We start from the raw sequence: 21665 nt of genomic DNA on the forward strand, positions 1-21665 counted from the left end.
CCGTCGGGGTTGGTCCCCGGCGGCGCCGCTTTGCTGTCGGGCGCCGCTGTCGGGCGTTCGCGGCCCTTCCGCTCCCTCCGCCGTGACCCGGACGGAGCAGTGGGTGTCGGGGCGGAGACGTATGCTCGACGGCGGGGAAGAGGCGCCGTGGGCGCTGCCGTACGGAGCTTGGGAGCAGCAGTGGCCGTCTGGGACGACCTGGTGGGCCAGGACCGGGTGGTCGAGCAGCTGACCGCCGCCGCCCGGGCGGCCGGGGCGACGGTCGAGGCGGGCCGCGGGGCCGCGCCGGCCGAGGGCGCGAACGCCTCCCTGATGACGCACGCCTGGCTGTTCACCGGCCCGCCCGGCGCCGGCCAGGTCACCGCCGCGCGCGCCTTCGCCGCCGCCCTCCAGTGCACCAGTCCCGACCTCGCGCTCGGCGGCACACCCGGCTGCGGGTTCTGCGACGGCTGCCACACCGTGCTGGCGGGCAGCCACGCCGACGTGAAGTACGTCCGGACCGACGGCCTGTCCATCGGTGTCGGGGACATGCGCGACCTGGTGCTGCGGGCTTCCAGCTACCCCACCGGCGGCCGCTGGTCGGTGATCCTGGTGGACGCCGCCCACCGGCTCACCGAGGCCGCCGCGAACGCGCTGCTCAAGGGCGTGGAGGAGCCCTCCCCGCGTACCGTCTGGCTGCTCTGCGCCCCCTCCGTCCAGGACGTGCTGCCGACCATCCGCTCGCGCTGCCGCCTGCTGGTGCTGCGTACCCCCGCCGCCGAGGCGGTCGCCGACACGCTGGTCCGCCGTGACGGCGTCGACCCGGAGACCGCCAGGCTCGCCGCGCTCGCCGGGCAGGGCGACATCGAGCGCTCGCGCCGCCTCGCCGTCGACGAGCAGGCCCGCACCCGCCGTACGGAGGTGTTGCGGATCCCGCTGGAGGTCGGCGACATCGGCGGCTGTCTGACCGCCGCCCAGCGCCTGGTCGACACCGCCAAGGCCGACGCCGAGGCGCTCGCCGAGACCCAGGACGCCAAGGAGACCGACGACCTCAAGGCCGCGTACGGCGCCGCCGAGGGCGGCAAGGCACCGCGCGGCATGGCCGGGGCGGTCAAGGAGCTGGAGAAGCGGCAGAAGAGCCGTGCCACCCGTACGCGCCGGGAGACCCTCGGCGTCGCCCTGCTCGACCTGCTCGGCTTCTACCGGGACGTGCTCGCGATCCAGTTGGGCTCCACCGGCGCGCTCGCCAACGAGGACCAGCGCCAGGCGCTGAACCGGGTCGCCCAGGCCGGCCCGGCGGAGGGAACGCTGCGCCGGATCGAGGCGGTGCTGGCCTGCCGGGAGGCGCTGGACCGCAACGTGGACCCGCTGCTCGCGGTCGAGGCGATGACGGTGGCGCTGCGCGCGGGCTGAGCGCGGGTCCGTCGCCGACCCGCTCCCTGCCGACCCGGTTCCTGTTCGGCCGACGGCCGTACGCCTCCCGGAGCCGGTGCGCCGTCCCCCCTTCGAGTGAACGGGCGATACGCGCCGGGCACACCCGCGTGTGACCGTCCGTCGGTTGTGCACGCTTGGGGCCGACTGCGCCCGGTGCCGGGCCGGTCGTCCCCCGTACGCGCCGGTCCGGTCCGGCGCCGGCCCTGCTCCCGAGGCGGTGCGTCGCATGGTTCGTTCGCTCCTCGTCATCCCCCTGCTCGCCGCCGCCCTCGGCGGGATCTGGCTGGCCCGCGGCGCCCTCCAGCGCTGGCGCGACCTGCGCGCCGCAGAGACCTACGAGCTGGCCGGGGACCGGTGGCCGATGCTGCTGAGGGCGGGCGGGGCGATGGTCTGCGGGGTGTGCGTCACCGGGTTGACGCTGCTCACCGCGCTGGGTGCCTTCGGCGGCCTCGGCCGGGGCGACCGGCAGCCGGAGCCCTTCGTGGACTCGGGCTCGGGCTCGGGCTCTGACGCGGGTTCGGCTGCTGAAGCCGGGTCGGCCGGTCGGCAACCGGCGGCGCCGCCCGTGGCCGCCGAGCCGGCCGCCCCCGCTGCCGCCGCTGCCGCCACCACGCCACCCGCCGTGGTCAGCCGTTTCGACAGCGTCGGGCACCCGGGCGGCGGCGAGCTGCTCCAGTCCGCCGTGCTCGGCCCCGACGGGCGCCCGCGCAACGTCCGGGTCTGGCTGCCGCCGCAGTACGCCAAGGAGCCCAACGCGCGCTTCCCGGTCGTGGTGATGCACGCGGCGGCGCCGCGCAAGACCGCCGACGCGGAAGTCCCGGACGTCTTCGAGGGCATCGGCTCGGCGCTGCAGACCGGCAAGGCCCGTCCGTTCATCCTGGTCGCCCCCGAGGCGCCGGACGGCACCGCGCACCCCTGCGAGCTGGTCGCCGCCGCCCCGGCCGCCGTCGCCGACGATGCGACGCTGCGCACCACCATCGCGGCCTCCTTCCGCACCCTGCCGCCCGGCCCGGCCTCCTGGGGCACCCTCGGCGTCGAGGGCGGCGCGCCCTGCGCGGCCGCCGCCGGGCTGTCCCGGCCCGACCTGTACGGCGTGGCCGCGGCGGTCTCCGGCCGGTACGACGCCGCCGCGCTCACCCAAACGGGCGCCGAGGCCCCGACCGGCAGCGCGGCCAAGCTGCTGCTGGCCGCCGCCAAGGCGGATGCCGCCGGGCTGGACGCGGCCCGCAAGCTCCAGGCCGCGCTCAAGGCCGGCCCCGGTCCGGCGGCCAAGGCCGAGGTGCGGATCTCGGACAACGTGCAGGACTTCAGCCCCGAGCGGGAGCGGCTGCGGCTGGTCCGGCAGGCGGCGCAGTTCCTGGCGGAGGCGCTGGCCAAGGCGTCCTGAGCGCCGGTCGAGGCGTGCCGAGCGTCCGTCGAGGCGTGCTGAGCGTCCGTCGAGGCGTGCCGAGCGCCGGTCGAGCGGGCGTTACGCTGCCCGGTACCCCGGGGTGGGTACCGGGCAGCGGCGTTCCCGTCGTGCTCCGCGTCATCGCACGGCGTTCCCACCGTTCCGTCGAGGAGAGCAACCGGATGAGGGCCTTCGGGCGGGTGCGGGTACTGGCCGCGGTGCTGACCGTCGGGGTGCTGGCGGGCGGGTGCGGCGCGGGTCCGGCGGGTCCGTCCGGGGTGCCGCGGGCGGCCTCGTCCGACTCGGCCCGGTCCGGCACGCCAGCGGCTCCGGCCGACGCCGCGCCGACGGCGACCCCGCTGGAGCCGCTGCCCGCCGCCGTACCGGCCGCGCTCACGCCGTACTACGCGCAGCGGTTGGCCTGGCAGCCGTGCGACGGCGGGTTCGAGTGCACGACGTTCCGGGTGCCGATGGACTACGACCACCCGGGGGACGGCGACCTCACCCTGGCGGCCGCCCGCGCGGCGGCCGAGCCCGCCGCGACCGGCGCGGGCGCCGACGCCCACGAACCGGCGCTCGGCTCGCTGCTGCTCAACCCGGGCGGGCCCGGCGGCTCCGCGGTCGAGTACCTGGAGTCCGCCGCCCGGACGTACGACCACGGGGTGCGCGCCCGCTACGACCTGGTCGGACTCGACCCGCGCGGGGTGGGCCGCAGCAGCCCGGTCAGCTGCCTGAGCGGCGACCGGATGGACGCCTTCACCGCCGTCGACCTGACCCCCGGCGACCAGCGCGGGATCGACGCTCTGATCGCCGCCGACAAGGAGTTCGCCGAGGGCTGCCGCAAGCAGGCCGGGGCCGCGCTCGGCCACCTCAGCACCGTCGAGGCCGCCCGCGACATGGACGTGCTCCGCGCCCTGCTGGGCGACGAGCGGCTGAACTTCGTCGGCAAGTCCTACGGCACCTTCCTCGGCGCCACCTACGCCGGGCTCTTCCCGAGCCGGGTCGGCCGCCTGGTGCTGGACGGCGCGATGGACCCGGCACTCGACTCGGTCGCCGGGAACCGCACCCAGGCCGGCGGCTTCGAGACCGCCTGGGCCGCCTTCGCCCAGGACTGTGCCAAGCGCGAGGACTGCCCGCTCGGCCGCACCGAGCAGCAGGTCGGCGAGCGGCTCACCGCCTTGTTCTCGGCCGTCCGGAGCGCCCCCCTGCCCACCGCCGACAACGGGCGCCGGCTCACCGGGGCCCAGGCGACCACCGGCGTCATCGAGGCCATGTACGCCGACTTCCTCTGGCCCAAGCTGCGCACCGCGCTCACCGACGCCAAGGCCGGCGACGGCACCGGGCTGCTGAAGCTCTCCGACGCCTACTACGGGCGCGAGGCGGACGGCTCGTACCCCAACCTGATGTTCGCCAACACCGCGGTGAACTGCCTGGACCTGCCGGCCCCGTTCCGCGGGCCGGAGGACGTCCAACGCGCGGTGCCGGACTTCGAGCAGGTCTCGCCGCACTTCGGGCGCGACATGGCCTGGATGGCGCTGACCTGCGCCTACTGGCCGGTCCGGGCGACCGGGGCGGCGCACACCATCCGGGCGGCCGGCGCCGCCCCGATCGTCGTCGTCGGCACCACCCGGGACCCGGCCACCCCGTACGCCTGGGCCCGGTCCCTGGCCGGACAGCTGGAGTCCGGCCGCCTGCTCACCTACGACGGGGACGGCCACACCGCGTACGGCCGGCACAGCACCTGCGTGGACGGCGCGGTGAACCGCTTCCTGCTGACCGGGGAGGCTCCCGAGCAGGGCAAGCGCTGCGACCGGTAGTGCTCGGAATCCGAACATCCGGTAGGTAGTTTCCGCTTCAATCTATTGCCGGTGCGACGTTACGATGAGCGCCCCCCTGCCCCCCTCCCCGCACCGGAGCGCATCGTGCTCGGAGTCAACGACCTGGCGACCTACGTCCTCGGCGCCCTCGTCATCATCCTGCTGCCCGGCCCCAACTCCCTGTACGTGCTGTCCGTCGCCGCCCGCAAGGGCGTCCGGACCGGCTACCGTGCCGCGGCCGGCGTCTTCGTCGGCGACTTCACCCTGATCAGCCTCACCTCGCTGGGCGCGGCCTCCCTGCTGAAGGCCAACCCGGCCGTCTTCGCGGTGGTCAAGTTCGGCGGCGCCGCCTACCTGCTCTGGATCGGCTACGGCATGCTCCGCGCCGCCCGCCAGCTCTGGCGCGAGCGCCGCGCCGCCGCCGACCCCACCGCCGAGCCGGCCCCCGAGTCCGCCGAGAGCCCCTTCCGCCGCGCCCTGGTGGTCAGCCTCCTCAACCCGAAGGCCATCCTCTTCCTGCTGTCCTTCTTCACCCAGTTCGTCGACCCGTCCTACGGGCAGCCGGTGCTCTCCTTCGCCCTCCTCGGCGGCATCCTGCAGACCTTCAGCCTGCTCTACCTCTCCCTGCTGATCTTCGCGGGCACCACCCTCGCCACCGCCTTCCGCCGCCGCAAGCGCCTCTCCGCCACCCTCACCAGCGGCGTCGCCGTCCTCTTCGCCGGATTCGCCGCCAAGCTCGCCGTCTCCTCCGCCTGACCGGCCCCCGGATATCCCGGTACGGATCACCCGCGAACCTGTGTAGACTGGCCCGCGTTGCCGCCACACACGGCAATGGTGCCGCCTTAGCTCAGTTGGCCAGAGCAACGCACTCGTAATGCGTAGGTCGCGGGTTCGAATCCCGCAGGCGGCTCAGAAGCAAAAAGGCCCGGTCAGTGCTCTGACCGGGCCTTTTGTCGTCTACATCATGCGTCGGCGGCGCCGGGCGCGGGCCGCCCGGGTGTTCGTGGTCTCAGTTGTGGTCTCACTTCCGGCCGGTTGGGGCCAGAGCGCGTTGCCCATCCGCCGGGCCGCTTCGCGGGTCGTCGGGGTGGTCGTCTTGACGTAGCGGCGGGTCATGCTGATCTGCGAGTGGCCGAGGATCTCCATGATCGTGAAAGGGTCCACGCCCAGCTCGTTCAGGATCGTTCCGGCCGAGTGACGGCTCCCGTCGTGCTGGCGCCGGTCCTCGATCCCCGCCTCGGCCAGCAACTCCTTGAACTCCTCCCAGTCGGCGTGGGGATCGATCGGCTGGCCGTCGGGGCGGCAGGTCACGAGGCCGTGGTCCTGCCACCCGTCGCCAGCCGCAGCCTTCCACTTCTCCTGTTGCTCGCGCTGTTCGCGCAACAGCGGGATCAGGGGCGGGAGCAACGGAGTCGTGCGACGGCTGCCCTTGGTCTTCGGGCGGGTGAAGGCAAGCCCCCCGCCATGCCTCTTCGGGCAGGTGCTGGCGTGCCGGTCGCATTTCGGCGGGCAGGGCTTCGGGCACCCGCGCTTGTAGCGACGGTGCTTGGTGCATCCTGGCTCGCACGCGTCCCGGTGCAGCCGCCTGCCGCAGGCGTGCGGGTCGTCGCACCCGTGGCGCCACTTCAGCCGCTGGAGCTGCCAGGACGTGTCCATCTGCCCGGCATCCTCATCGACGTACTTCCAGCGCAGACCCAGTGCCTCACCCTGGCGCAGGCCCTGGCCGACGCCGATCACCCACCGGACGCGGGTCGGGCGCTTCATCGCCGCGACCAGGAAGCGCCGGGCCTCCTCCTGGGTGAACGGGTTCGCGTCCGTCTCCTCCACCGTGGGGGAGTCCACCAGGGTGGCAACGTTGCGGGCCACCTTTCCCCGACGGTGGGCGATCTTCAGTGCGCGGGAGATGATCCGGTGCACCTTGAGGATGTGCGATCCGGCGCGGCCCTCGGCCCGCATCTGCGCGTACAGCTCGTCCAGGTGCTCCGGCAGCAGCCGGTCCAGCCGGTGCTTGCCGATGCCCGGGATGATGTGGTTCCGGGTCTTCGACCAGTAGTCGTCCAGGCTGCGCGGCTTCAGCCTCTGGTTCGCGATCGTGGTCAGGTAGGTGGTCATCCACTGCTCGACCGTCGGCGCCCGGCCGGCCGCCGCCACCTGACCCGCATCGCGTTCGGCCTCCAATTTCTTGACCTTGCGCCGCACTTCGGGCTCAGTCTTGGCGCTGCGGTGGCGCCGGTCGGGGCTGCCGTCCGCCTTGACACCCATGGTCACGCGGCCGTGCCAACGGCCGTCCGCACCCTGGTAGATGGTCGATTCCATGTTGGGCAGGCGGGTCTTGCGTTCGCTCACGTGGTGCTCCTGAAGTGGCGAGGGCGCCGGGCATGGTGCTGCCCGGCGCCCTCGAACGACTGGTCTGTGGTGATGGTTAGGCGGCGTTGGCGGCCTGGCGCTCGATGTAGGCCTCGACATCGGCCGGCCGGATCCGGCGGGAGCGTCCGATCTTGATGGACGTCAACTCCTTCTCAGCCAAAAGCTGATAGAGCGTCGACCGTCCGATGCGGAGCATCTTCGCGGCTTCCTCGGCGGTCAGCAGAACCGGGCGAATCGTGGCGGCGGGCACGGTCACGGTGATTCCTTCCTGGGGCTCAGGTCGAGGGGCTTTCTCGCGGTGCGTGCGTTGTCCTAGGTGGGGATTTCTGCGTCACGGCGTCATCAGCGTCATTCGGGTCGCTGACCTGCGGTTTTGGGTGACGCGATGGTCGGGGCCTGCGTCATCGCTGCGTCGCAGCCTGCGTCATCGCGTGACGCAGGTGACGCAGGATGACGCAGCGGCCGTCGTCTGCGTCACCGCCTTCGGCGCAGGTCAGGGGCCATTTTTCGAGCCGCGTGACGCAGGTGACGCAGCGTCTTTCCTCTTAGGACAAAAGAGGGGCTGTTGCTTGTAGTTGGGTGCGCCTCAGAGCGTGAAGAAGGAGCCGCTTCGCGGCGCGACCTTCGAGCGGCTTCGCCGAACAGCAAGAAGAGCACCCGGCCGCCGGTGCTCTTCTTGCTTGTGTGCGGTGAGGTGCGGGTCAGACCAGCCGGGGCTGTTCGTGCGGGGGCGGGACGGCCGGGCGAGCCATTTCGAGGTAGCGGCCCTCTCGCGTGCGGCCCGTGTCGATGAGGACACCCCGGGCCGCCAGCGTCGGTTGGAGACGCTTGAGCCGGTCGGAGAGGACTTTGCCGGTGGTCGGCCACCCCTTGGGCAGGGAGCGCAGGTCATCGCCGCTGTAGAGGCGGCTGAGGTGGCTCAGCCACTCGGTGGAGGTCATGCGCTGCGCGCCGCCCGGGTCGATGGTCTCGGCGTGCTTGAGAACGGTCTGCGCCAACAGGTCGCCCTCGATGACGTCGTCGTTCAGGTCGTCCAGGCTGGCCCGGTAGGCGGCCAGTGCCCCGAAGCCGGTTGCCGCGTCGAGTTGCGCGCACAGGTGGGCGAAGTCCGCCATGCGCAGATCGGTCGGTGTCTCCGCCTCGGCCGCGCGGACCTTGACCGTGAGGTCGAGCAGCGACCCGAGCACGACGGGCAGGACCTCGGCGTACTCGGCCCACAGTTCCGCCTCGGTGCGGCGGACGCGGGGGCGCTCCAGCCGCAGGGGCAGGAGGCGTTCGGCGAGGTCGGGGCGGATGACGCCCACGTCGATGCCGGTCAGGAGCAGGGGGCGGCGGTAGCTGGCGCGGTGCACGTCGCCGTCGGTGAACAGGGCGCGCTTGACGCTCTCGGCGCCGGTCACGATGCAGCACATGGCGTCGGACAGGTCCGGGGTCATGTGGGAGAGGTTGTCCAGGGCGGTGACCCATCCGGCCGCGACGGCGGCGATCAGGTTCTCCTCGTCTTTCGGCGCCCTGCGCAGGTCACCGCTCATCCCCTCGATGATCCTCACCAGCATCCGCCCGCCGGTGGACTTACCCGCGCCCTGCGGGCCGGTGAGGAACGGGGCGGGCACGGGCACGCCCGGCGAGAGGCAGCCGATGAGCCAGGCGAGGGCCAGGCATTCGGTCTGGGCGTTGGCGAAGTTCGTCAGCCGCAAGAGCAGGTCGATGCCCTTGCCGTCGGTGTCCTTGGCCGGCAGCGGGAGTTCACCGGTGAGCTGGGTGCGCCGCCAGCAGACCTCACGCGGGTCCGGGGTGAGGATGTCCCAGCCGGTGGGGTGGATGCGCACGGACAGGCCGTCGGCGCGGCCCAGGTCGAGCCAGGTGGCCCCGTCGAACCCGGGGGCCACCCGGATGTGGACGGCCTGCACGTCCTCGGACAGGGCGAGCGCTTCGATCAGGTCCAACGCCTCCTTGAGAGCGCTGCCGTTGAAGACGCCGACCCCGTCCCGGTAGAGGCCGACCATGAGTTCCTGGCGGTGGCTGCCGGTCGTGCCCTGCGAGCGGATCGGCCGGGCCACCGGGTGGCCCACCTTCTGGGCGTAGACGGTGCCGTCGGCGGTGCGGAAGTACTGGAAGTGCGCCTGCGCGTAGTCGGCGATGACCTCGCGCGCGGGGGTCTTCTCGTCCTCGGCCACGGCTACATCCCCAGCCGGGTCAGGGCGTTGGCCCACGCGTCGGCGCAGTGCCGGGGCGATTCGCCCTTGGCCTGCGCGGCGGCGAACAGCCGCGCGGTGTGCGCCTCGCTCAGGCACCCGCACCGGCCGTGCGTCGCCAGCACCGCGAGGAACGTCGCGAAGACCGTGTTGTGCACGGCGCTGGACGCCTCGGTGATGCGCTGCTCGGCCATGGCGATTCCGCGGTTCAAGTACGTCGGTGTGCGGTGGGGACACGTGCCGCCCCCGGCCGGTGCCGGCACCGTGACGGTGGCCGGCCGGACCGGGGCGGGCGCCTTGACGACCAGGGCGCGCACGGCGTCCGGCAGGGCCGCGAGGGGGCCGGTCCCGGGGCCGAGCCACCGGGCGTAGGCCATGGTGGACTTGATGTCGACGCCGGGCCGCACCTTGTTGGCGGAGGTCATAGCGCCCTCGTAGAGCCAGTGCTCGCCCCGCGTGGTGCACACGCTGCGGGTGGCGGGCAGGTTCGCGCGCGCCCAAGCGATGGCGTCGGCGTTGTCGAGGTCGACGACGGTCAGTCCGGCGCCGCCGGGGTGGTAGGCCACCGCCGCCGCCTGGCGCCACGCCGACGCCCAGGCGGGCGAGGCGATGACGTCGGGGTCGGTGGTGGCGGCGGCCCAGCCGTGACAGGGGGCCGGGCAGTCGCAGGGGCCGGGGGCCTTCATGTTCGGCCGGCCGCCGCACGCGTTGTCCGCGCAGTTGCGGCAGTTGCCGAACGGCACCTTCCCGGCCCGCAACGGCAGCACGGGCACGCCGCAGGCCGCCACGGAAAGAGCGGTGGACAGGTGCTCTCCCCGAATGAGGATCGGTTGGGTCATGCTGGATGTCTCCAGTTCTCTAGACGGTGCTGGATTGGCGGCGGCCCCGCTTCTTGGCGGGAGGGGGCCGCCGTCATCGTTCGCTGCGCTCACGCGGCATTCCTGGCGGGGGCTGCGTGGAGTTGGTGGGCGGCTTGTCGTCCGATCAGCCGCGTGTAGTCCGGGGGGATGGCCTCGGCGATCTCGCGTCGGACGGTGGTCCAGGCGATGCCCATGGCGTCCTGCCATTCGGGGACGGTGCCCTTGCCGCCGCCGCTGCCGTAGACCTGGAAGTACCGGCCTTCCTCGGGGCTGACGTACCGGCCGTGCCGGTAGCCGATGGTCAGCCCTCGGTGCGGGACGTGCGGGGGCTGGTCGAGCACAAGGCCGCCGCCGGCTTCGAAGTTGCGGTGCCTGAGCACCCGCAGGCCGAACATCTCCCCGCACAGCGTGAGGTCGATCCTCATCCGGCGGGAGGCGCGGCCGGGGGGCTGCTCGATCACGTACGGGCGGCCGGTGGACTCCAGCGCTTCGCGGGTGGGGTCGAGCAGGTCCGCGTACCGGTCGCGGCGTGCCTGGTTGGTTCCGGCGGTGAGCGTGCAGTCGTACTGGCAGGGCGGCCCGGCGGAGATCAGGTCGAACCGCCGGCCGTGGGCGGCGATCGTCTCGACCGCGTCGCCCCGAAGGAACGGGAACGGGTAGCGGGGCTGGTCGATGATGTCGACGCCGACGACGTCGAACCCGGCCAGCCAGAACCCCATGCCGGCGCCGCCGATGTTGCAGTAGGCGTCCAACACGGTCAGGCCGTTCCACGGGCGGGCGGGCAGCCAGTGAGCGGCCCGGCGGGTGAAGGTGCCCACGGGCGGCTCCTCACGCGGCCCGGCGCACACGGGCGCCGGGGAACTGGTGGACCGTGGCGAGGCGGAGCGGGGACTCGCTGGCGGGGGTGGGGGCGCCTTCGCCGCCGTCGGGCGGGGCGGTGTCAGTGCCGGTGGTGCGGGTGGCCCGCTCGGCGGCGGAGGTGGCGAGAACGGTGTGAACGGAGTTGCTGTCGGCGTGGGAGCCGCGCTGGGAGAGGACGACGGGGACGCTGAGGATCACGCCGGGGCCGAACAGGACGGCGGCGGTGATGAGGTCGCTGGTGGTGCTCACGGGTTACCTCCGGTGCGGGTGGCGTGGGCGAGCAGGTCGACCAGATCCGTGCCGAGCAGCGCGGCGCGCTGCTCGATCGCGGTCCAGGACTGGGGGTCGATGTGCATGAGGGCGGCGAGGGCGGCGGCGGGGCGCTGGTCGGCGGCGGCGGTGATGGCCTCGCGCAGGTGGACGGCGGCGAGCGGGCGGATCGGGGCGGGGGCGGTCATCGCGGGCGCCCGGTCAGTGGTGGAAGAGGTGGGCGACGGCGGCGAGGAAGGTGTTGACCGGGTCGGCGAGGCCGGTGCTGGCGGTGGTGAAGCCGGACAGCCAGACGAGGGCGGCGGTGCCGAGCGTGGTGCGGCGGGCCCGGATGAGGAGGATGGCGATGATGGCGAGCAGGACGGTGACGCTGATCGTGACGGCCATGGCGACCGGTCCTTTCCGTGCGTCGTGATGACTGGCGGTGGGAGTGGGAGGGGGTGACGGCTGGCTTTTGGGGGCATGGCGCGGGCCCCAGCCGGTTGCTGTGCGTGGCTGTACTGGGGTGGTCACTGGGTAGTGGGTAGTGGGGAATCCGCAGGAGAGAACCCGTTTCGGCGTCCCTGGGGGCGGTTTACCGGGTACTGGGGTGGCCCCAGTACCCACTACCCGGTAGCTCTGTGTGACGGTGTGTCAGGCGTGGTCGGGGTGGACGAACACGGACTGGGGGCCGTTCTCGCGGTAGATGAGCTGGCCCCGGTCGGCGGCGGCCTGGAGTGCGGTGCGCACGGTCTTGCGGTCGCGGCCGACCATGTCGGCGACGGTGGCGACCTTGAGTCCCATGTGGCCGGCGGACTCGATCGCTTCGATCGCCTCGCCGAGCCAGGACGGTCCGGCTGGGGCCTGCTCCGGCTGCGGCCCCGGGGCGGGCTCGGGGTCGGCGGCGGGGGTGTCTTTACGCAGGGAGGTGATGTTGAGGCCCTGCGGGCGGACGCCCGGGAAGGCGATGACCACCGCCGTCCTGTCCCCGGCCCCGCCGTTCTCAGCCGGGCTGTTGCCGGTCTGGTCGCGCAGGGCGGAGAGGTTCAGCCCGCTTCCGGATGGTGCGGGCGCCGGGGCGGTCTGGGCGGCCGGGGCCGGGGCGGTGGTGGTGCCAGTGGTGCCCGCCCAGAGCCATCCGGCGCGCTCCGGGTCCCAGCGGCGGGCGTAGTCGTCGCCGGCGGCCTGAGCGGAGACAGGGTCGAGGCGAGGGCGCCGGGCGTTGGTGGCCAGGACCGCGTCCCGGGCCATACTGGGGCTGGTCTTCCAGCCCTTGAAGCCGGTGGGGGCGAATCCGTCGGCGCCAGCGTCGCCGATGACGCCGCAGCCCTTGGCGCGGAGCTGGCGGGTGTCGACCTTCGCGCCGGGGAACAGCTTGTTCACGTTGTTCCCGGCGGACTCTCCGGAGGTCAGGGCGACGCCGACCGGGGAGAACTTGCGGATCGCGGTGTCGCCGATCGCGCTCACGTTGCCGTCCACGGCGGTGAGGACGAAGCGGATTCCCATGGCGCGGGTGGTCCGCATCGCCTTCTTGACCGCCTCCTGCAGGGCCTTCATCGTGCGGTCGGTGAAGGAGGCGGCGGACAGCAGTTCGGCGCCCTCGTCCACTACGACCTCGATTTGCGGCAGGTTGGCCGAGACGGGCAGCAGCGTCGTGTCCTGCGCGTCCATCAGGTCCTGGTAGCCCTGCTGGCGGGCCGCATTGATCCGCAGCACCGCGTTCATCATCCTCAGGGCCTCCTCCGGGGTGGAGGCCAGCCAGTCCACGCCCGGCCGCGTGTCCGCCGGGGGCTTCTCCGCTCCGGCCTTCGGGGCCTTGAGGCCCTGGGCCTCCAGCCAGGGACGAACCCACGGAATCCCGGCGGCACCAGCCTTCAGGTCGATGACGAAGGTCAGCACGTCCACGCAGCGGGCGAACCCGGCCAGGACCACGTCCACGAAGGTGGACTTGCCGCTCCCGGGCGGGCCGAGGATCAGCGCGCACGCTTCGCGCAGCAGCACCTGGGCCTGGTCGGAGTTGGGCAGCAGGCCCCAGGGGATGCCGGTGAGGATCGACAGGGCCGAGTAGTCGTCGGGGTAGGGGTAGTCCTGGGCCATGACGTTGACGGTGGCGATGTCGAGGACGACGCGGCCTTGCCGGTCGCCCTCCTCGACCCACACGGTGCAGCCGAGCGGCAGCCGGGCGTCGGTGGCCAGGCCCCGGGCGGCAGCGGCGATCCGGTCCCACGTGGCGGGCCCTGCGGGCAGTTCGGCGGCGAGGGAGAACCCGGCGCCGGTCTTCCAGAACTCGACCGCGAACACCGCGACCTGGACGCCGGTCACGCGGTGGATCCGCTCGGCCCACTCTCGGGCGAGGGCCTCGCGCTCCCCGTTCATCTTCCGTGCGGCGGCGCGGGCCTCGTCGCTCATGCGCTCCAGCTCCACGGCTTCCTCGCGGATCGCGGAGTTGGAGGCCATGGCGCCGATGCCGACGCCGAGCCCGGCCAGGGTGCCGGCCGCCGCCCAGGTGAGCGGGCCGGTGGTGATGGCCCAGGTGGTCCAGCCCCCCGCGAGCAGCCACGACGCGGCCCGGCCGGTCATGGTGCGGCCGGTCAGACGGCGCCGGATGCTCGCTCCGATGCCGTGGCCGAGGGCTCCGGCCGCGCCGACGACGAGCGGGATGCCGGGCGGCATGTGGGTGGCGGCACCCAGCAGGGCCATCGCGCCTGCGCCGGTCGCGGCCGAGATCGCGCCGGAGACAGGGCCGTGGGTGGCGGCCCAGTCCAGCGGCGGAACCCAGGTGGTCTTCGGGTTGGGGGACTTGCGGGTCTTCGGCTTGGGGACGTTGGTCAGGTTCAGGGTGTGCTCGGGCGGCTGGTTCACGGCAACTCCAGGCAGCAGCAGGGTGGTCGGCGGGTGCGCGGGGATGGGGAGGGCCGCCCTGCGCGCGGTGGCGGGGCGGCCCGGTGGTGGTGCTTCTCTGACGCTGGGGCTACTGGTTGTTGACGATGTCCCACTTCTCCTCGCCGTTGCGGGGGTTCTCGTGGCGGGAGATGTCCTCCTGGTGGGCGCCGCGGAAGGCCTTGCCGACCTCCTCGGAGGCGCTGACGGCGGTCATCAGCAGGGTGTAGACCTCGTTCAGGGCCTCCCCGACGACCTTGTCCAGGGGGAACTCCTCGTCGGAGCGCTCCGCGAGGACGCGGAAGGTGTTGGCGATGGACTCCAGGCCCTCCGGCATGGCCTCGAAGGCGGCCAGGACGTGCATCATGCCTTCGGGGTTGTAGTTCATCGCCGAGCCGTACATCTCCGAGGCGACCTCGGAGAAGTCGAAGCCGGGACCGGTCTTTGCCATGTCGCCTCCCAGGGCGGTAGGGCTGGTGTGTGCGGGCTGGTGGTGCTTGGGGGCGCGCGGCACGGTGTCGGCCACGGCCTGCTCGCCGGTCGGGTCGTCGTTGTCGATGGCCTCGTCCACGGCCTGCTCGGCGTCGGCGAGTTCCTGGCGGATCGCGGCGTCGCGCTCGGCCCGCTGCTCGGCGGCCTTGCCGGCCAGGCGGCGGTAGAGGCGGCGGCCGGGGTACATCAGCCAGGACCAGCCGAGCTTGCGGCCGATCGGCGTGGTCACCATGCCGATCAGGCCGACCGGCAGGGCCAGCAGCGCGGCGAGCAGGCGCCGGCCGTGGAAGCGGGCGGCGGAGCGGCGAAGCCTGTTGCGCGCCTCGCGACGGGCCGGGGCCTTACGGGCCTCCCGGCGGGCGTCCGTCACCTTGCGCTCGGCGCCCTGGTCGGCGGCGGTACGGGCCTTGGCCCGGGCCCTGTCCAGCGAGCGCCGCACGGCGGCTGCGGGCTTGGCCAGCGTCCGCCCGACCGGGCCGCGCTGACCGGCCGTGCGCTCACGCTCGGCGGCCTTGGCGGCACGGCGGTCATCGGCCACCTGCCGCCGGGCCGCGTTCTGCTGGGTGCGGCGCTCGGACCGCGTGGGCATCGCCGCCCGGTCGGCGGCCCGGACCGCCTTCACCTCACCGGCCCGCGCGGCCAGACGGCCCAGCGCGCTCTTGCCCGCGCCCGGCGCCTTCCTCAGCACCGACCCGACGCCCCCGCTCCGACCCGTGTCGGAGCCGCGTGGCCCGGACGGCACCGGGCCGACACCGTTTCGCCCGGCCGTGCTGCCCGGCGACCGCAGCGACGCGGCCCCGGGCCGGGCGGGCGAACCCGAGGCGGCGGTGGTCTGACGCGGCACGGCCACCGGACCGGCGCCTGTGCGGCTGGCAGTCCCGGTGGCGGTGCGGGACCGCCCGGGGCTGGTGGCCGGGGTGGAACCGCGCTGTGTGGTGGGCGTTTTGACGAGCGACAGGTGCGGGGCCCGCTGGCCGCCGCTGTTGCTGCGGGTGGTCGCGGCGGCGCGCTGGGCGGCCTTCACGGCGGCCCGCCGTGCCACCCGGGTGGCGATCGCGCTGGTCGCGACCGTACCGGCGGTGGCGGCGAGGGCGACCACCGGGCCGGAGGTCAACGCGGCGGCCGAGGCCAGCCCGACCACGCTGTTCGCCGTGGTCACCGCGAGCGGAACAGCTGGCAGACCGCCCCGGGTGTGCTCCAACCGCGGCTCCGCGCGCCGTTTGCTGGCGCCCGGCTCGGGGGCCGGGGCAACCGGCGCGGCGGGCGGCTGGATCTGGGCGTCGGCAGCCGCACTGGCCTGCGCCGACGCGAGGGTGTCGGACATGATGGGCTTCCTTCCTCACTTCGATGTGGTGTGGAAAGGGCCCGGGACGGCCGTCCTGGCCGGCAAGCTGTGCGGCCGTCCCGGAACCGAGAAGCGGGTCAGACCAGGTCGGCCTGCGGCCACGGGATCGCCCGGCACTCGCCGGCGTGGGCGTTGGCCTCGGTGCGGCTGGCGCCCAGCTCCTTGGCGATGTAGCTGTGCTTGCCGCAGCCCAGGCAGAACCAGCTGGCCTTGGAGCTGCCGTACTGGTCGGCGCCGTCGGTGTAGAGGGTGACCATGGCGGCGCTGAGGTTGAGGAACGCGGCGACGGTGCCGACCGGCAGGCCGGTGGCGCGGTCCTTGTGGATGATCTGCTCGGACATGGCGGGTGCTCCCGGGGTATGAGTCAGGCGGAGGCGATGAGGGCGGAGCAGGTCTCGAAGGCGTGGTGCCACGCCTGATCGAGCAGGTAGCCGCCGTTCATGCCGTGGTCCGCCAGGCGCACGAACCGCTCCTTGCCGGTGGCGTCCGCGAGGCGCCGCAGGGGCTCACGCCGGTCGGCGACGTAGTGGCTGGCCGCGCTGAGCACGAGCGCGCCGGCCACCGGGGCGGGCCGCAGGCGCAGGCCCAGCAGACGGGCACCACCGAGCAGCGCGGCGGCCTGGACGGCGGTGTACGAGGCGACGTGCGCGGCGCAGGCCCGGCGACCGGCCGCCCCGTCCTGGCCCTTGGTGGTGGCCTGGTGGTCGCTCTGGACCCAGTGGTCCGCGACGTCCGCCGCCGACCGCAGCAGGGCGTAGGCGGCGGCGAAGCGGGCCGCGCGACTGGTGCTCATGGTCATGACAGGGATCCCCTTGCTCAGGTGGCGGGAGAACAGATCAGGAGGGGTCAGGCCGCCAGGCTGGCGGCGTCGGCGCAGGTCGGGCAGGTGTCCAGGTGCGCGGGGAGCACGTAGCCGGCGTCCTGCCCGCAGGCGGGGCAGGTGCGGCGCGCCTGGTTGGCCTTGGCGAGGGCGGCGGCCTTCGCGGGGGTCATCGGCCGCACGGGCTTGGCCCGGTCGAGCCGGTACAGGTAGGCGGGGCGGGTGCCGCCGAAGCGGGAGCGCCACATGATCTGCGCGGCTACGTCCTGCCCGCCGGGCCGCAGGCCCTTGGCGCGCAGCTGACGGCGGGTGAAGAAGCCACGCGGCGCCATGCGCCACGGGTACGTGGGCGTGCCGCCGTGGCGGGAGCCGTCGGGGTCCCAGTGGCGGGGGCGGCTCACGGCATCTCCGGCGGCGCGACGTCGAAGCGGGGAGCGTAGAACCCCATGAGCTTCAGCGGCACCCCGCAGTAGGAGCCGGTGAAGGACAGCCAGGCGAGCGTGCCCGACTCGTTGGCGAGGTGGTCGATGGCGGCCGGGTCGACGCCGAGCGCCTGCCGCCACTGCTCGAACTGGTCGAGACCGCTGTGCAGGGCGATGTTCAGCCCCCACTCGAAGTCGTACGTGCCGGGCACCTGCACCTGCTCCAGCTGGACGGCCGGGGCGGGCAGGGCGGCGTGGGCGCTCAGGAGGGACAGCAGCACGCCGGCCGCCTTGATCTGAGCGTCGGCACTCGGCCGGGTGTCGGTGCTGGTAATCACGATGCCTGCTCCTCGGCGGCGCGGGTGGTCTCTTCGGTGGCGGCGGGAACGGCGTGCAGAGCGGGGAGCAGCGGGCCGGCCGCGCTGAACTCCCGGTAGCGGTTGGCGATCCATCCGGCCGACCAGCCGGTCAGCTCGACCGCCCGGCGCTGCGGAATGCTGAGCTTCGCAGCGGTCTCAGCGATCATCCGGGCCTGGTCCTCGGGCAGGCGCTCGGTCGCCGCAGGCGCGGACAGGAGTTCCTGCCGCAGCTGCTCGGCCCCCCGCCGAGCGTGCTGCTCACGCTCGCGCTCACCGCGCTCACGCTCGCTCGCCTCGCGCTCACGGCGCTCACGCTCCCGCCGCTCGGCTTCCTCCTTGCGCTGCCGTTCCTCGCGCTCGGCGGCCTCACGGCGGGCCCGCTCCTCCCGCTCCTGGCGGGCCATCCGCTCCTCGTGCTCACGCTGCTTGTCGGCCATCCGCTCCTCGTGCTCACGGCGCTCACGCTCGCGCTGCTCGACCCGGGCGTACTCGGCCAACCGGTCCTCGCGCTCCTGCCGACGGCGCTCCTCCTGGCGACGCTCGCGCTCAGCCCGCTCATCGCGCTCACGGGCCTCACGGGCAGCCAGCGCGGCGGCGATCGCCCGCCGGTAGGCGAGAGAGGTCTCCGCCGTGACGATCAGCAGCAGCGGCGCCACCGCGTGGACCGCCACCCCGACCGCATCGCGGTCCAGGGCGGACAGACCCACGTTGAGCAGCACCGTCATGACACCGGTCATCCAGCGCAGCACGACCGGCCACCGGCCGCCTTCGCCCCCGAGGCGGGCGAGCGTGCTGTCCATGCGGATCACGATCACCACCGCCGCGTCCACGACCAGCGGCAGGATCGGGGCCGTCCACTGCCACCCATTCGGGGTGTGTCCGGACATCAGCGGAGTCACCGTGAGCACGCTGTAGAGGACCGCGCCAAGCGTGATCGTCCACGTCCCCACGGCCAACGCCCGCTCCGCCGAACGGATCTGGTCTGGGCTCATCGGCGCCTTCACCGCGACCACCACCCGGGGCGCGGTGAGCGCGTCGTGAGCACGGTGAGCATCGGGGTGTTCATCAGTGAGCACCCCCGGCGGCGCGGCGCTTGCGAGCGGTGGCCCGCAGGCGACGCTGGTGCAGCGCGGTGCGCTCGGCGGTGGTCAGCCCGCCGAAGACTCCGTGCTTCTCGAACCGCTCCATCGCGAGTTCCAGGCACATCGTGCGGACCGGGCACCCGGCGCAGATCATCTTGGCGCGGCGCTCGGCCCACGCGGCGGCCTCGGCCCCGATCTCCTCGGGGTCGGGGTAGAACAGCTCGGTGTCGGTGCCGACGCAGGCCGCGCCGCGCAGGTCGCCGTCTCCGTCCGGGTGGTACTCGGCGAGGACGGTGGCCGTCGGGCGGGCCGTGCGGTGCGGCGTGTGGGTCGCGCCGGTGATCAGGGTGTGCAGCTGTGCCATCACGCCGCCGCCTTCCAAGTCAGCACCCGGCGGCGCTCGGCGGTGCGCATCAGCGCGGACGCGAACCGGGCCGCCGGCCCGTCCAGGTCCCGCAGGATCTCCCGCGCGGCGTCGAGCCGGGCCCGCCGGTCCTTGGGGGTCTCGTTCTCGGTGCCGGTGAACAGCTCGGCGTCGATGCCGAAGCCGAGCGCGAGTTCCGCGAACTCGTCCGGCGTTGCGGCATCCTGGCCTGCGACAATCAGTTTCATGGGTCGTGTTCCTTCACTCGGACGGCCCTGAGCGGTCCCGGTGTTCCAGCACCGGGACCGCAGCCGTGTTGGGGCCGAACGCCGACGAGCGTCCGCGCGGACCCGACGTACCTCCGCCGAAGCGGCGAGACGCCGGGCACCGTGATCGCTGGTCGACGCCTCACCGGCAGATGGCCTGGCGAGGCGACCTATGTCTCTTGTGGTCGATCGGGTTCATCGGGGCACCTCCTTCGGTCGAGCGGGCAGGGAAACTCACTGCAAGGGGGGCCACGCCCCCACTCTCCGGCCGTTGCTCGCGGTCGCCGGGCCACCTCGCCAGTCAGGGCCGGACCTTGCCGAACCCCTATCCCCTGGCCTTTGCGGAGATTGCAGCGTCCTCCGCCTCAGCTCACAGACGCCCCTTTGGAGGGGCTGTTGCACCACTCCGACAGGCGCGTTTGCGCAGTTCAGAGCAGCCCAAAGAAGGGCTGTCAGTTCGCCAGCCTCGCGATGCGAGACATGTTGAACATGTCTCTTACGATGCCGAGAAGCCGACGCTTCGTCAAGTCCTTCGCTTGGTTCGGCCGGTGAGTCCCGGCCGCGCATCAATAGATTCGGCTCTCCGGCCCTGTCGGAACACGGCGCATCTGGACGGCTACGGTCCGACTTCGCTACGGTCGAAGTCGTCCCGGATCGTCCAAGCGCCGCACCATCGTCCAGGGGAGGGCGGGATGGCCAATGAGAGGCTGCGAGGGGCAATCCTCGGCAGCGGCTTGAAGATTGAGCAGATCGCGGAGCGTCTCGGCGTGAGCCCGCGGACCGTCGAGCGCTGGGTGGAGGCCAAGGACGAGCGCCGACCGTACCGGCGTTTCCAGTACGCGCTCGCCAACCTGTTGCAGCGAGACCTGTCGGACCTCTGGCCGGACGAGCAGACCAGTAGCGCGGCAGCGGAAGCCGGCCGGGCCGAGTTGGTGAAGCTGTACCCGCACCGCGCGGTCGTGCCGAAAGAGCTGTGGACGTCCCTCTACGCGAGGTCCATGCGGCACTTCGACCTGGTGGTGTACGCCGGATTCTGGCTCTCGGAGGATCCGCTGTTTTTCCGCCTCGTTCGGGAGAAAGCGCAGGCTGGCGTGCCCGTACGGCTCATGCTGGGCGACCCCGACTGCGTGGGCGTGGCCCAGCGGGGCGAGGATGAGGGGATCGGCCCGGCGATGGCGGGCAAGATTCGCAACGCGCTCGCCAACTACGCGCCGCTGTTTGGCGTTCCTGGAGTCGAGTTCCGGCTCCACTCGACGACGCTCTACAACTCGCTTTATCGAGCCGATGACGACCTGCTCGTCAACGGACACGTCTACGGTGTCGGCGCCTATCTGGCGCCGGTGATGCACCTTTCCCAGGTGCCCGGCGGAGAGCTGTTCAGCACGTACGCGGCGAGCATCGAACGGATCTGGGAGAGCTCCCGGGCCATCACCTCGCCACATCTTGAAAGTGAGGCCGCGTGAGCCGCATCGACTACTTCCATGACCCGGCTGCCCCGCCGGCGAACTCCGTTGTGCCCTCCGTTACCGCCGTCGTCACGGACACCGATGGGCGGCTGCTGCTGATCCACAAGACGGACAACAACCTGTGGGCTCTCCCCGGCGGCGGGCACGACATCGGCGAGTCCGTGGCGGACACCGTGGTTCGCGAGGTCCGGGAGGAAACGGGGATCGACGTCGAGGTGGCTGCGGTCGTCGGCCTCTACACGGATCCTGGTCACGTCATGGCCTACGACGACGGGGAGGTCCGGCAGCAGTTCTCCATCTGCTTCCGGGCACGCCCTGTCGGTGGCGTCCTGCGGACGAGTTCGGAGTCGAAAGAGGTCCGCTGGGTGGACCCGGCGGACCTCAACGACCTGGACATTCACCCGTCCATGCGGCTGCGGATTCAGCACGGCTTGGCATCGGACCGCACGGAGCCGTACATCGGCTAGGCCGACGTGCCGATCTGGAGCAGCCGGCCCTCGACCCGCCGCGCTGCCTCATCGATCTCCGGCTCGGCGCGCCGGATGAACCGGCCGACGACGCTGTCGGGGCCGTACCGGCCCACGATCTCGGCGATCCGGTTGGGTGTCGTCGTCGGCGTGCCGTCCGGAGTGGTGGTCATGTCGCAGTAGATCAGCGCGTCGACCAAGTGGGGTTCCTCCAGCGGGAACTCCGCCTCCAACTCCCGGCGAAGGCCCCGTTCCTCGGCTTCAAGCAGGGCACAGGAGTGGTGGGCGACCAAACGCACGACGCGCTCGTCCACGTTCTCCGCGCGGAGGAACCGGGCGCCGTCGAGCGGGTGGAACCCGGTGTCGACGATCCGCGGCGAGTAACCGACGTCGTGCAGGACGGCTGCGGACTCCAGCAGCTCGGCGTCCGGGCCGAGGATCCCAGCCAGGGCGCGCGCCTTGCCGGCCACCCCCTTGGAGTGGGCCCAGCGGCGGGGGAGGTCGGTGGACAGCAGGGACTCGGCAAGGTCGTAGGCCCACACGGGCATCT

General features: G+C 72.9%; 24 protein-coding genes and 1 tRNA gene. 7 read left to right on the plus strand and 18 right to left on the minus strand.

Translation table 11 applies throughout. The annotated features are described in order from the left end of the window. The first annotated feature begins 180 nt into the window (after positions 1 to 180). The 5 genes from ACZ3TI_RS00105 to ACZ3TI_RS00125 all read left to right on the plus strand — a co-directional run bounded on the left by ACZ3TI_RS00105 (position 181) and on the right by ACZ3TI_RS00125 (position 5530). A complete protein-coding gene (locus tag ACZ3TI_RS00105) occupies positions 181 to 1392 on the plus strand; it encodes a DNA polymerase III subunit delta' (protein ID WP_465722487.1) in 1212 nt (403 codons plus the stop codon). Positions 1393 to 1639: 247 nt separating this feature from the next. Next, positions 1640 to 2800, plus strand: coding sequence for an alpha/beta hydrolase (locus ACZ3TI_RS00110; RefSeq protein ID WP_465721644.1), 1161 nt, complete (start codon positions 1640 to 1642; stop codon positions 2798 to 2800). A gap of 185 nt (positions 2801 to 2985) precedes the next feature. Continuing rightward, complete coding sequence (locus ACZ3TI_RS00115) at positions 2986 to 4620, plus strand: alpha/beta hydrolase (protein WP_465721646.1); 1635 nt, start codon at positions 2986 to 2988, stop codon at positions 4618 to 4620. 105 nt (positions 4621 to 4725) lie between these two features. Further along, complete coding sequence (gene leuE / locus ACZ3TI_RS00120) at positions 4726 to 5376, plus strand: leucine efflux protein LeuE (protein ID WP_465721648.1); 651 nt, start codon at positions 4726 to 4728, stop codon at positions 5374 to 5376. A gap of 80 nt (positions 5377 to 5456) precedes the next feature. Next, a tRNA-Thr gene (locus ACZ3TI_RS00125) sits at positions 5457 to 5530 on the plus strand. Between the two features lie 47 nt (positions 5531 to 5577). On the opposite strand, the gene ACZ3TI_RS00130 is transcribed toward ACZ3TI_RS00125, so the two are convergent. The 17 genes from ACZ3TI_RS00130 to ACZ3TI_RS00210 all read right to left on the minus strand — a co-directional run bounded on the left by ACZ3TI_RS00130 (position 5578) and on the right by ACZ3TI_RS00210 (position 19164). Beyond that, entirely contained in the window at positions 5578 to 6936 is a 1359-nt protein-coding gene (locus tag ACZ3TI_RS00130; RefSeq protein WP_465722488.1) for a tyrosine-type recombinase/integrase, read from the minus strand. 106 nt (positions 6937 to 7042) lie between these two features. Next, the gene (locus ACZ3TI_RS00135; RefSeq protein ID WP_465721650.1) at positions 7043 to 7243 is read right to left on the minus strand and encodes a helix-turn-helix domain-containing protein; all 201 of its coding nucleotides are present in this window, start codon (positions 7241 to 7243) and stop codon (positions 7043 to 7045) included. 445 nt (positions 7244 to 7688) lie between these two features. After that, positions 7689 to 9164, minus strand: a complete 1476-nt coding sequence (locus tag ACZ3TI_RS00140) for an ATP-binding protein (protein WP_465721652.1) — start codon at positions 9162 to 9164, stop codon at positions 7689 to 7691. A 2-nt stretch (positions 9165 to 9166) separates the two neighbouring features. Next, positions 9167 to 10021: a bifunctional DNA primase/polymerase gene (locus tag ACZ3TI_RS00145; RefSeq protein WP_465721654.1), complete on the minus strand. Its 855-nt coding sequence runs from the start codon at positions 10019 to 10021 to the stop codon at positions 9167 to 9169. 89 nt (positions 10022 to 10110) lie between these two features. Then, entirely contained in the window at positions 10111 to 10860 is a 750-nt protein-coding gene (locus tag ACZ3TI_RS00150; protein WP_465721656.1) for a DNA methylase, read from the minus strand. 10 nt (positions 10861 to 10870) lie between these two features. Then, entirely contained in the window at positions 10871 to 11152 is a 282-nt protein-coding gene (locus ACZ3TI_RS00155; protein ID WP_465721658.1) for a hypothetical protein, read from the minus strand. Beyond that, positions 11149 to 11361 carry a hypothetical protein gene (locus tag ACZ3TI_RS00160; RefSeq protein WP_465721660.1) on the minus strand — a complete coding sequence of 71 codons (213 nt, stop codon included), beginning with the start codon at positions 11359 to 11361 and terminating at the stop codon, positions 11149 to 11151. Before ACZ3TI_RS00160 ends, ACZ3TI_RS00155 begins: the two co-directional genes overlap by 4 nt. A gap of 13 nt (positions 11362 to 11374) precedes the next feature. Beyond that, entirely contained in the window at positions 11375 to 11560 is a 186-nt protein-coding gene (locus tag ACZ3TI_RS00165) for a hypothetical protein (protein ID WP_465721662.1), read from the minus strand. A gap of 246 nt (positions 11561 to 11806) precedes the next feature. Continuing rightward, a complete protein-coding gene (locus ACZ3TI_RS00170; protein ID WP_465721664.1) occupies positions 11807 to 14014 on the minus strand; it encodes a hypothetical protein in 2208 nt (735 codons plus the stop codon). 109 nt (positions 14015 to 14123) lie between these two features. Then, positions 14124 to 15848 (minus strand): DUF5585 domain-containing protein, encoded by a 1725-nt coding sequence (locus tag ACZ3TI_RS00175; protein WP_465721666.1) that lies wholly within the window; start codon positions 15846 to 15848, stop codon positions 14124 to 14126. Positions 15849 to 15946: 98 nt separating this feature from the next. Further along, positions 15947 to 16210 carry a hypothetical protein gene (locus tag ACZ3TI_RS00180; protein ID WP_465721668.1) on the minus strand — a complete coding sequence of 88 codons (264 nt, stop codon included), beginning with the start codon at positions 16208 to 16210 and terminating at the stop codon, positions 15947 to 15949. Positions 16211 to 16233: 23 nt separating this feature from the next. Further along, positions 16234 to 16662 carry a hypothetical protein gene (locus ACZ3TI_RS00185; RefSeq protein WP_465721670.1) on the minus strand — a complete coding sequence of 143 codons (429 nt, stop codon included), beginning with the start codon at positions 16660 to 16662 and terminating at the stop codon, positions 16234 to 16236. Positions 16663 to 16715: 53 nt separating this feature from the next. Further along, the gene (locus ACZ3TI_RS00190) at positions 16716 to 17021 is read right to left on the minus strand and encodes an RRQRL motif-containing zinc-binding protein (RefSeq protein WP_465722489.1); all 306 of its coding nucleotides are present in this window, start codon (positions 17019 to 17021) and stop codon (positions 16716 to 16718) included. A 65-nt stretch (positions 17022 to 17086) separates the two neighbouring features. Further along, a complete protein-coding gene (locus ACZ3TI_RS00195; RefSeq protein ID WP_465721672.1) occupies positions 17087 to 17449 on the minus strand; it encodes a hypothetical protein in 363 nt (120 codons plus the stop codon). Continuing rightward, a complete protein-coding gene (locus tag ACZ3TI_RS00200) occupies positions 17446 to 18462 on the minus strand; it encodes a DUF2637 domain-containing protein (RefSeq protein WP_465721674.1) in 1017 nt (338 codons plus the stop codon). Before ACZ3TI_RS00200 ends, ACZ3TI_RS00195 begins: the two co-directional genes overlap by 4 nt. Positions 18463 to 18535: 73 nt before the next feature. Beyond that, positions 18536 to 18916 carry a WhiB family transcriptional regulator gene (locus tag ACZ3TI_RS00205; protein WP_465721676.1) on the minus strand — a complete coding sequence of 127 codons (381 nt, stop codon included), beginning with the start codon at positions 18914 to 18916 and terminating at the stop codon, positions 18536 to 18538. Beyond that, on the minus strand, positions 18916 to 19164 hold the full coding sequence (locus tag ACZ3TI_RS00210) for a hypothetical protein (protein WP_465721678.1): 249 nt from the start codon (positions 19162 to 19164) through the stop codon (positions 18916 to 18918). The genes ACZ3TI_RS00205 and ACZ3TI_RS00210 overlap by 1 nt, the downstream gene beginning before the upstream one ends. Before the next feature lie 710 nt (positions 19165 to 19874). On the opposite strand from ACZ3TI_RS00210, the gene ACZ3TI_RS00215 reads away from it, so the two are divergent. Together ACZ3TI_RS00215 and ACZ3TI_RS00220 are read left to right on the plus strand one after the other, a co-directional pair. Beyond that, positions 19875 to 20645 carry a helix-turn-helix domain-containing protein gene (locus ACZ3TI_RS00215; protein WP_465721680.1) on the plus strand — a complete coding sequence of 257 codons (771 nt, stop codon included), beginning with the start codon at positions 19875 to 19877 and terminating at the stop codon, positions 20643 to 20645. After that, complete coding sequence (locus ACZ3TI_RS00220; RefSeq protein WP_465721682.1) at positions 20642 to 21115, plus strand: NUDIX hydrolase; 474 nt, start codon at positions 20642 to 20644, stop codon at positions 21113 to 21115. The genes ACZ3TI_RS00215 and ACZ3TI_RS00220 overlap by 4 nt, the downstream gene beginning before the upstream one ends. Here the strand turns inward: ACZ3TI_RS00220 and ACZ3TI_RS00225 are convergent. Beyond that, positions 21112 to 21663, minus strand: coding sequence for an HD domain-containing protein (locus ACZ3TI_RS00225; RefSeq protein WP_465721684.1), 552 nt, complete (start codon positions 21661 to 21663; stop codon positions 21112 to 21114). The two genes, ACZ3TI_RS00220 and ACZ3TI_RS00225, sit on opposite strands and share 4 nt — an antisense overlap. Between the last annotated feature and the right edge of the window lie 2 nt (positions 21664 to 21665).

This window comes from Kitasatospora sp. NPDC023120 (assembly GCF_055560835.1).

Coding starts and splice junctions, on each gene's coding strand:
- ACZ3TI_RS00145 (WP_465721654.1), bottom strand. CDS start 10,021: ATGACCCAACCGATCCTCATTCGGGGAGAGCACCTGTCCACCGCTCTT.
- ACZ3TI_RS00190 (WP_465722489.1), bottom strand. CDS start 17,021: ATGGCGCCGCGTGGCTTCTTCACCCGCCGTCAGCTGCGCGCCAAGGGC.
- ACZ3TI_RS00175 (WP_465721666.1), bottom strand. CDS start 15,848: ATGTCCGACACCCTCGCGTCGGCGCAGGCCAGTGCGGCTGCCGACGCC.
- ACZ3TI_RS00110 (WP_465721644.1), top strand. CDS start 1,640: ATGGTTCGTTCGCTCCTCGTCATCCCCCTGCTCGCCGCCGCCCTCGGC.
- ACZ3TI_RS00225 (WP_465721684.1), bottom strand. CDS start 21,663: ATGCCCGTGTGGGCCTACGACCTTGCCGAGTCCCTGCTGTCCACCGAC.
- ACZ3TI_RS00185 (WP_465721670.1), bottom strand. CDS start 16,662: ATGAGCACCAGTCGCGCGGCCCGCTTCGCCGCCGCCTACGCCCTGCTG.
- ACZ3TI_RS00205 (WP_465721676.1), bottom strand. CDS start 18,916: ATGGCACAGCTGCACACCCTGATCACCGGCGCGACCCACACGCCGCAC.
- ACZ3TI_RS00200 (WP_465721674.1), bottom strand. CDS start 18,462: ATGAGCCCAGACCAGATCCGTTCGGCGGAGCGGGCGTTGGCCGTGGGG.
- ACZ3TI_RS00165 (WP_465721662.1), bottom strand. CDS start 11,560: ATGGCCGTCACGATCAGCGTCACCGTCCTGCTCGCCATCATCGCCATC.
- ACZ3TI_RS00210 (WP_465721678.1), bottom strand. CDS start 19,164: ATGAAACTGATTGTCGCAGGCCAGGATGCCGCAACGCCGGACGAGTTC.
- ACZ3TI_RS00130 (WP_465722488.1), bottom strand. CDS start 6,936: ATGGAATCGACCATCTACCAGGGTGCGGACGGCCGTTGGCACGGCCGC.
- ACZ3TI_RS00160 (WP_465721660.1), bottom strand. CDS start 11,361: ATGACCGCCCCCGCCCCGATCCGCCCGCTCGCCGCCGTCCACCTGCGC.
- ACZ3TI_RS00115 (WP_465721646.1), top strand. CDS start 2,986: ATGAGGGCCTTCGGGCGGGTGCGGGTACTGGCCGCGGTGCTGACCGTC.
- ACZ3TI_RS00215 (WP_465721680.1), top strand. CDS start 19,875: ATGGCCAATGAGAGGCTGCGAGGGGCAATCCTCGGCAGCGGCTTGAAG.
- ACZ3TI_RS00180 (WP_465721668.1), bottom strand. CDS start 16,210: ATGTCCGAGCAGATCATCCACAAGGACCGCGCCACCGGCCTGCCGGTC.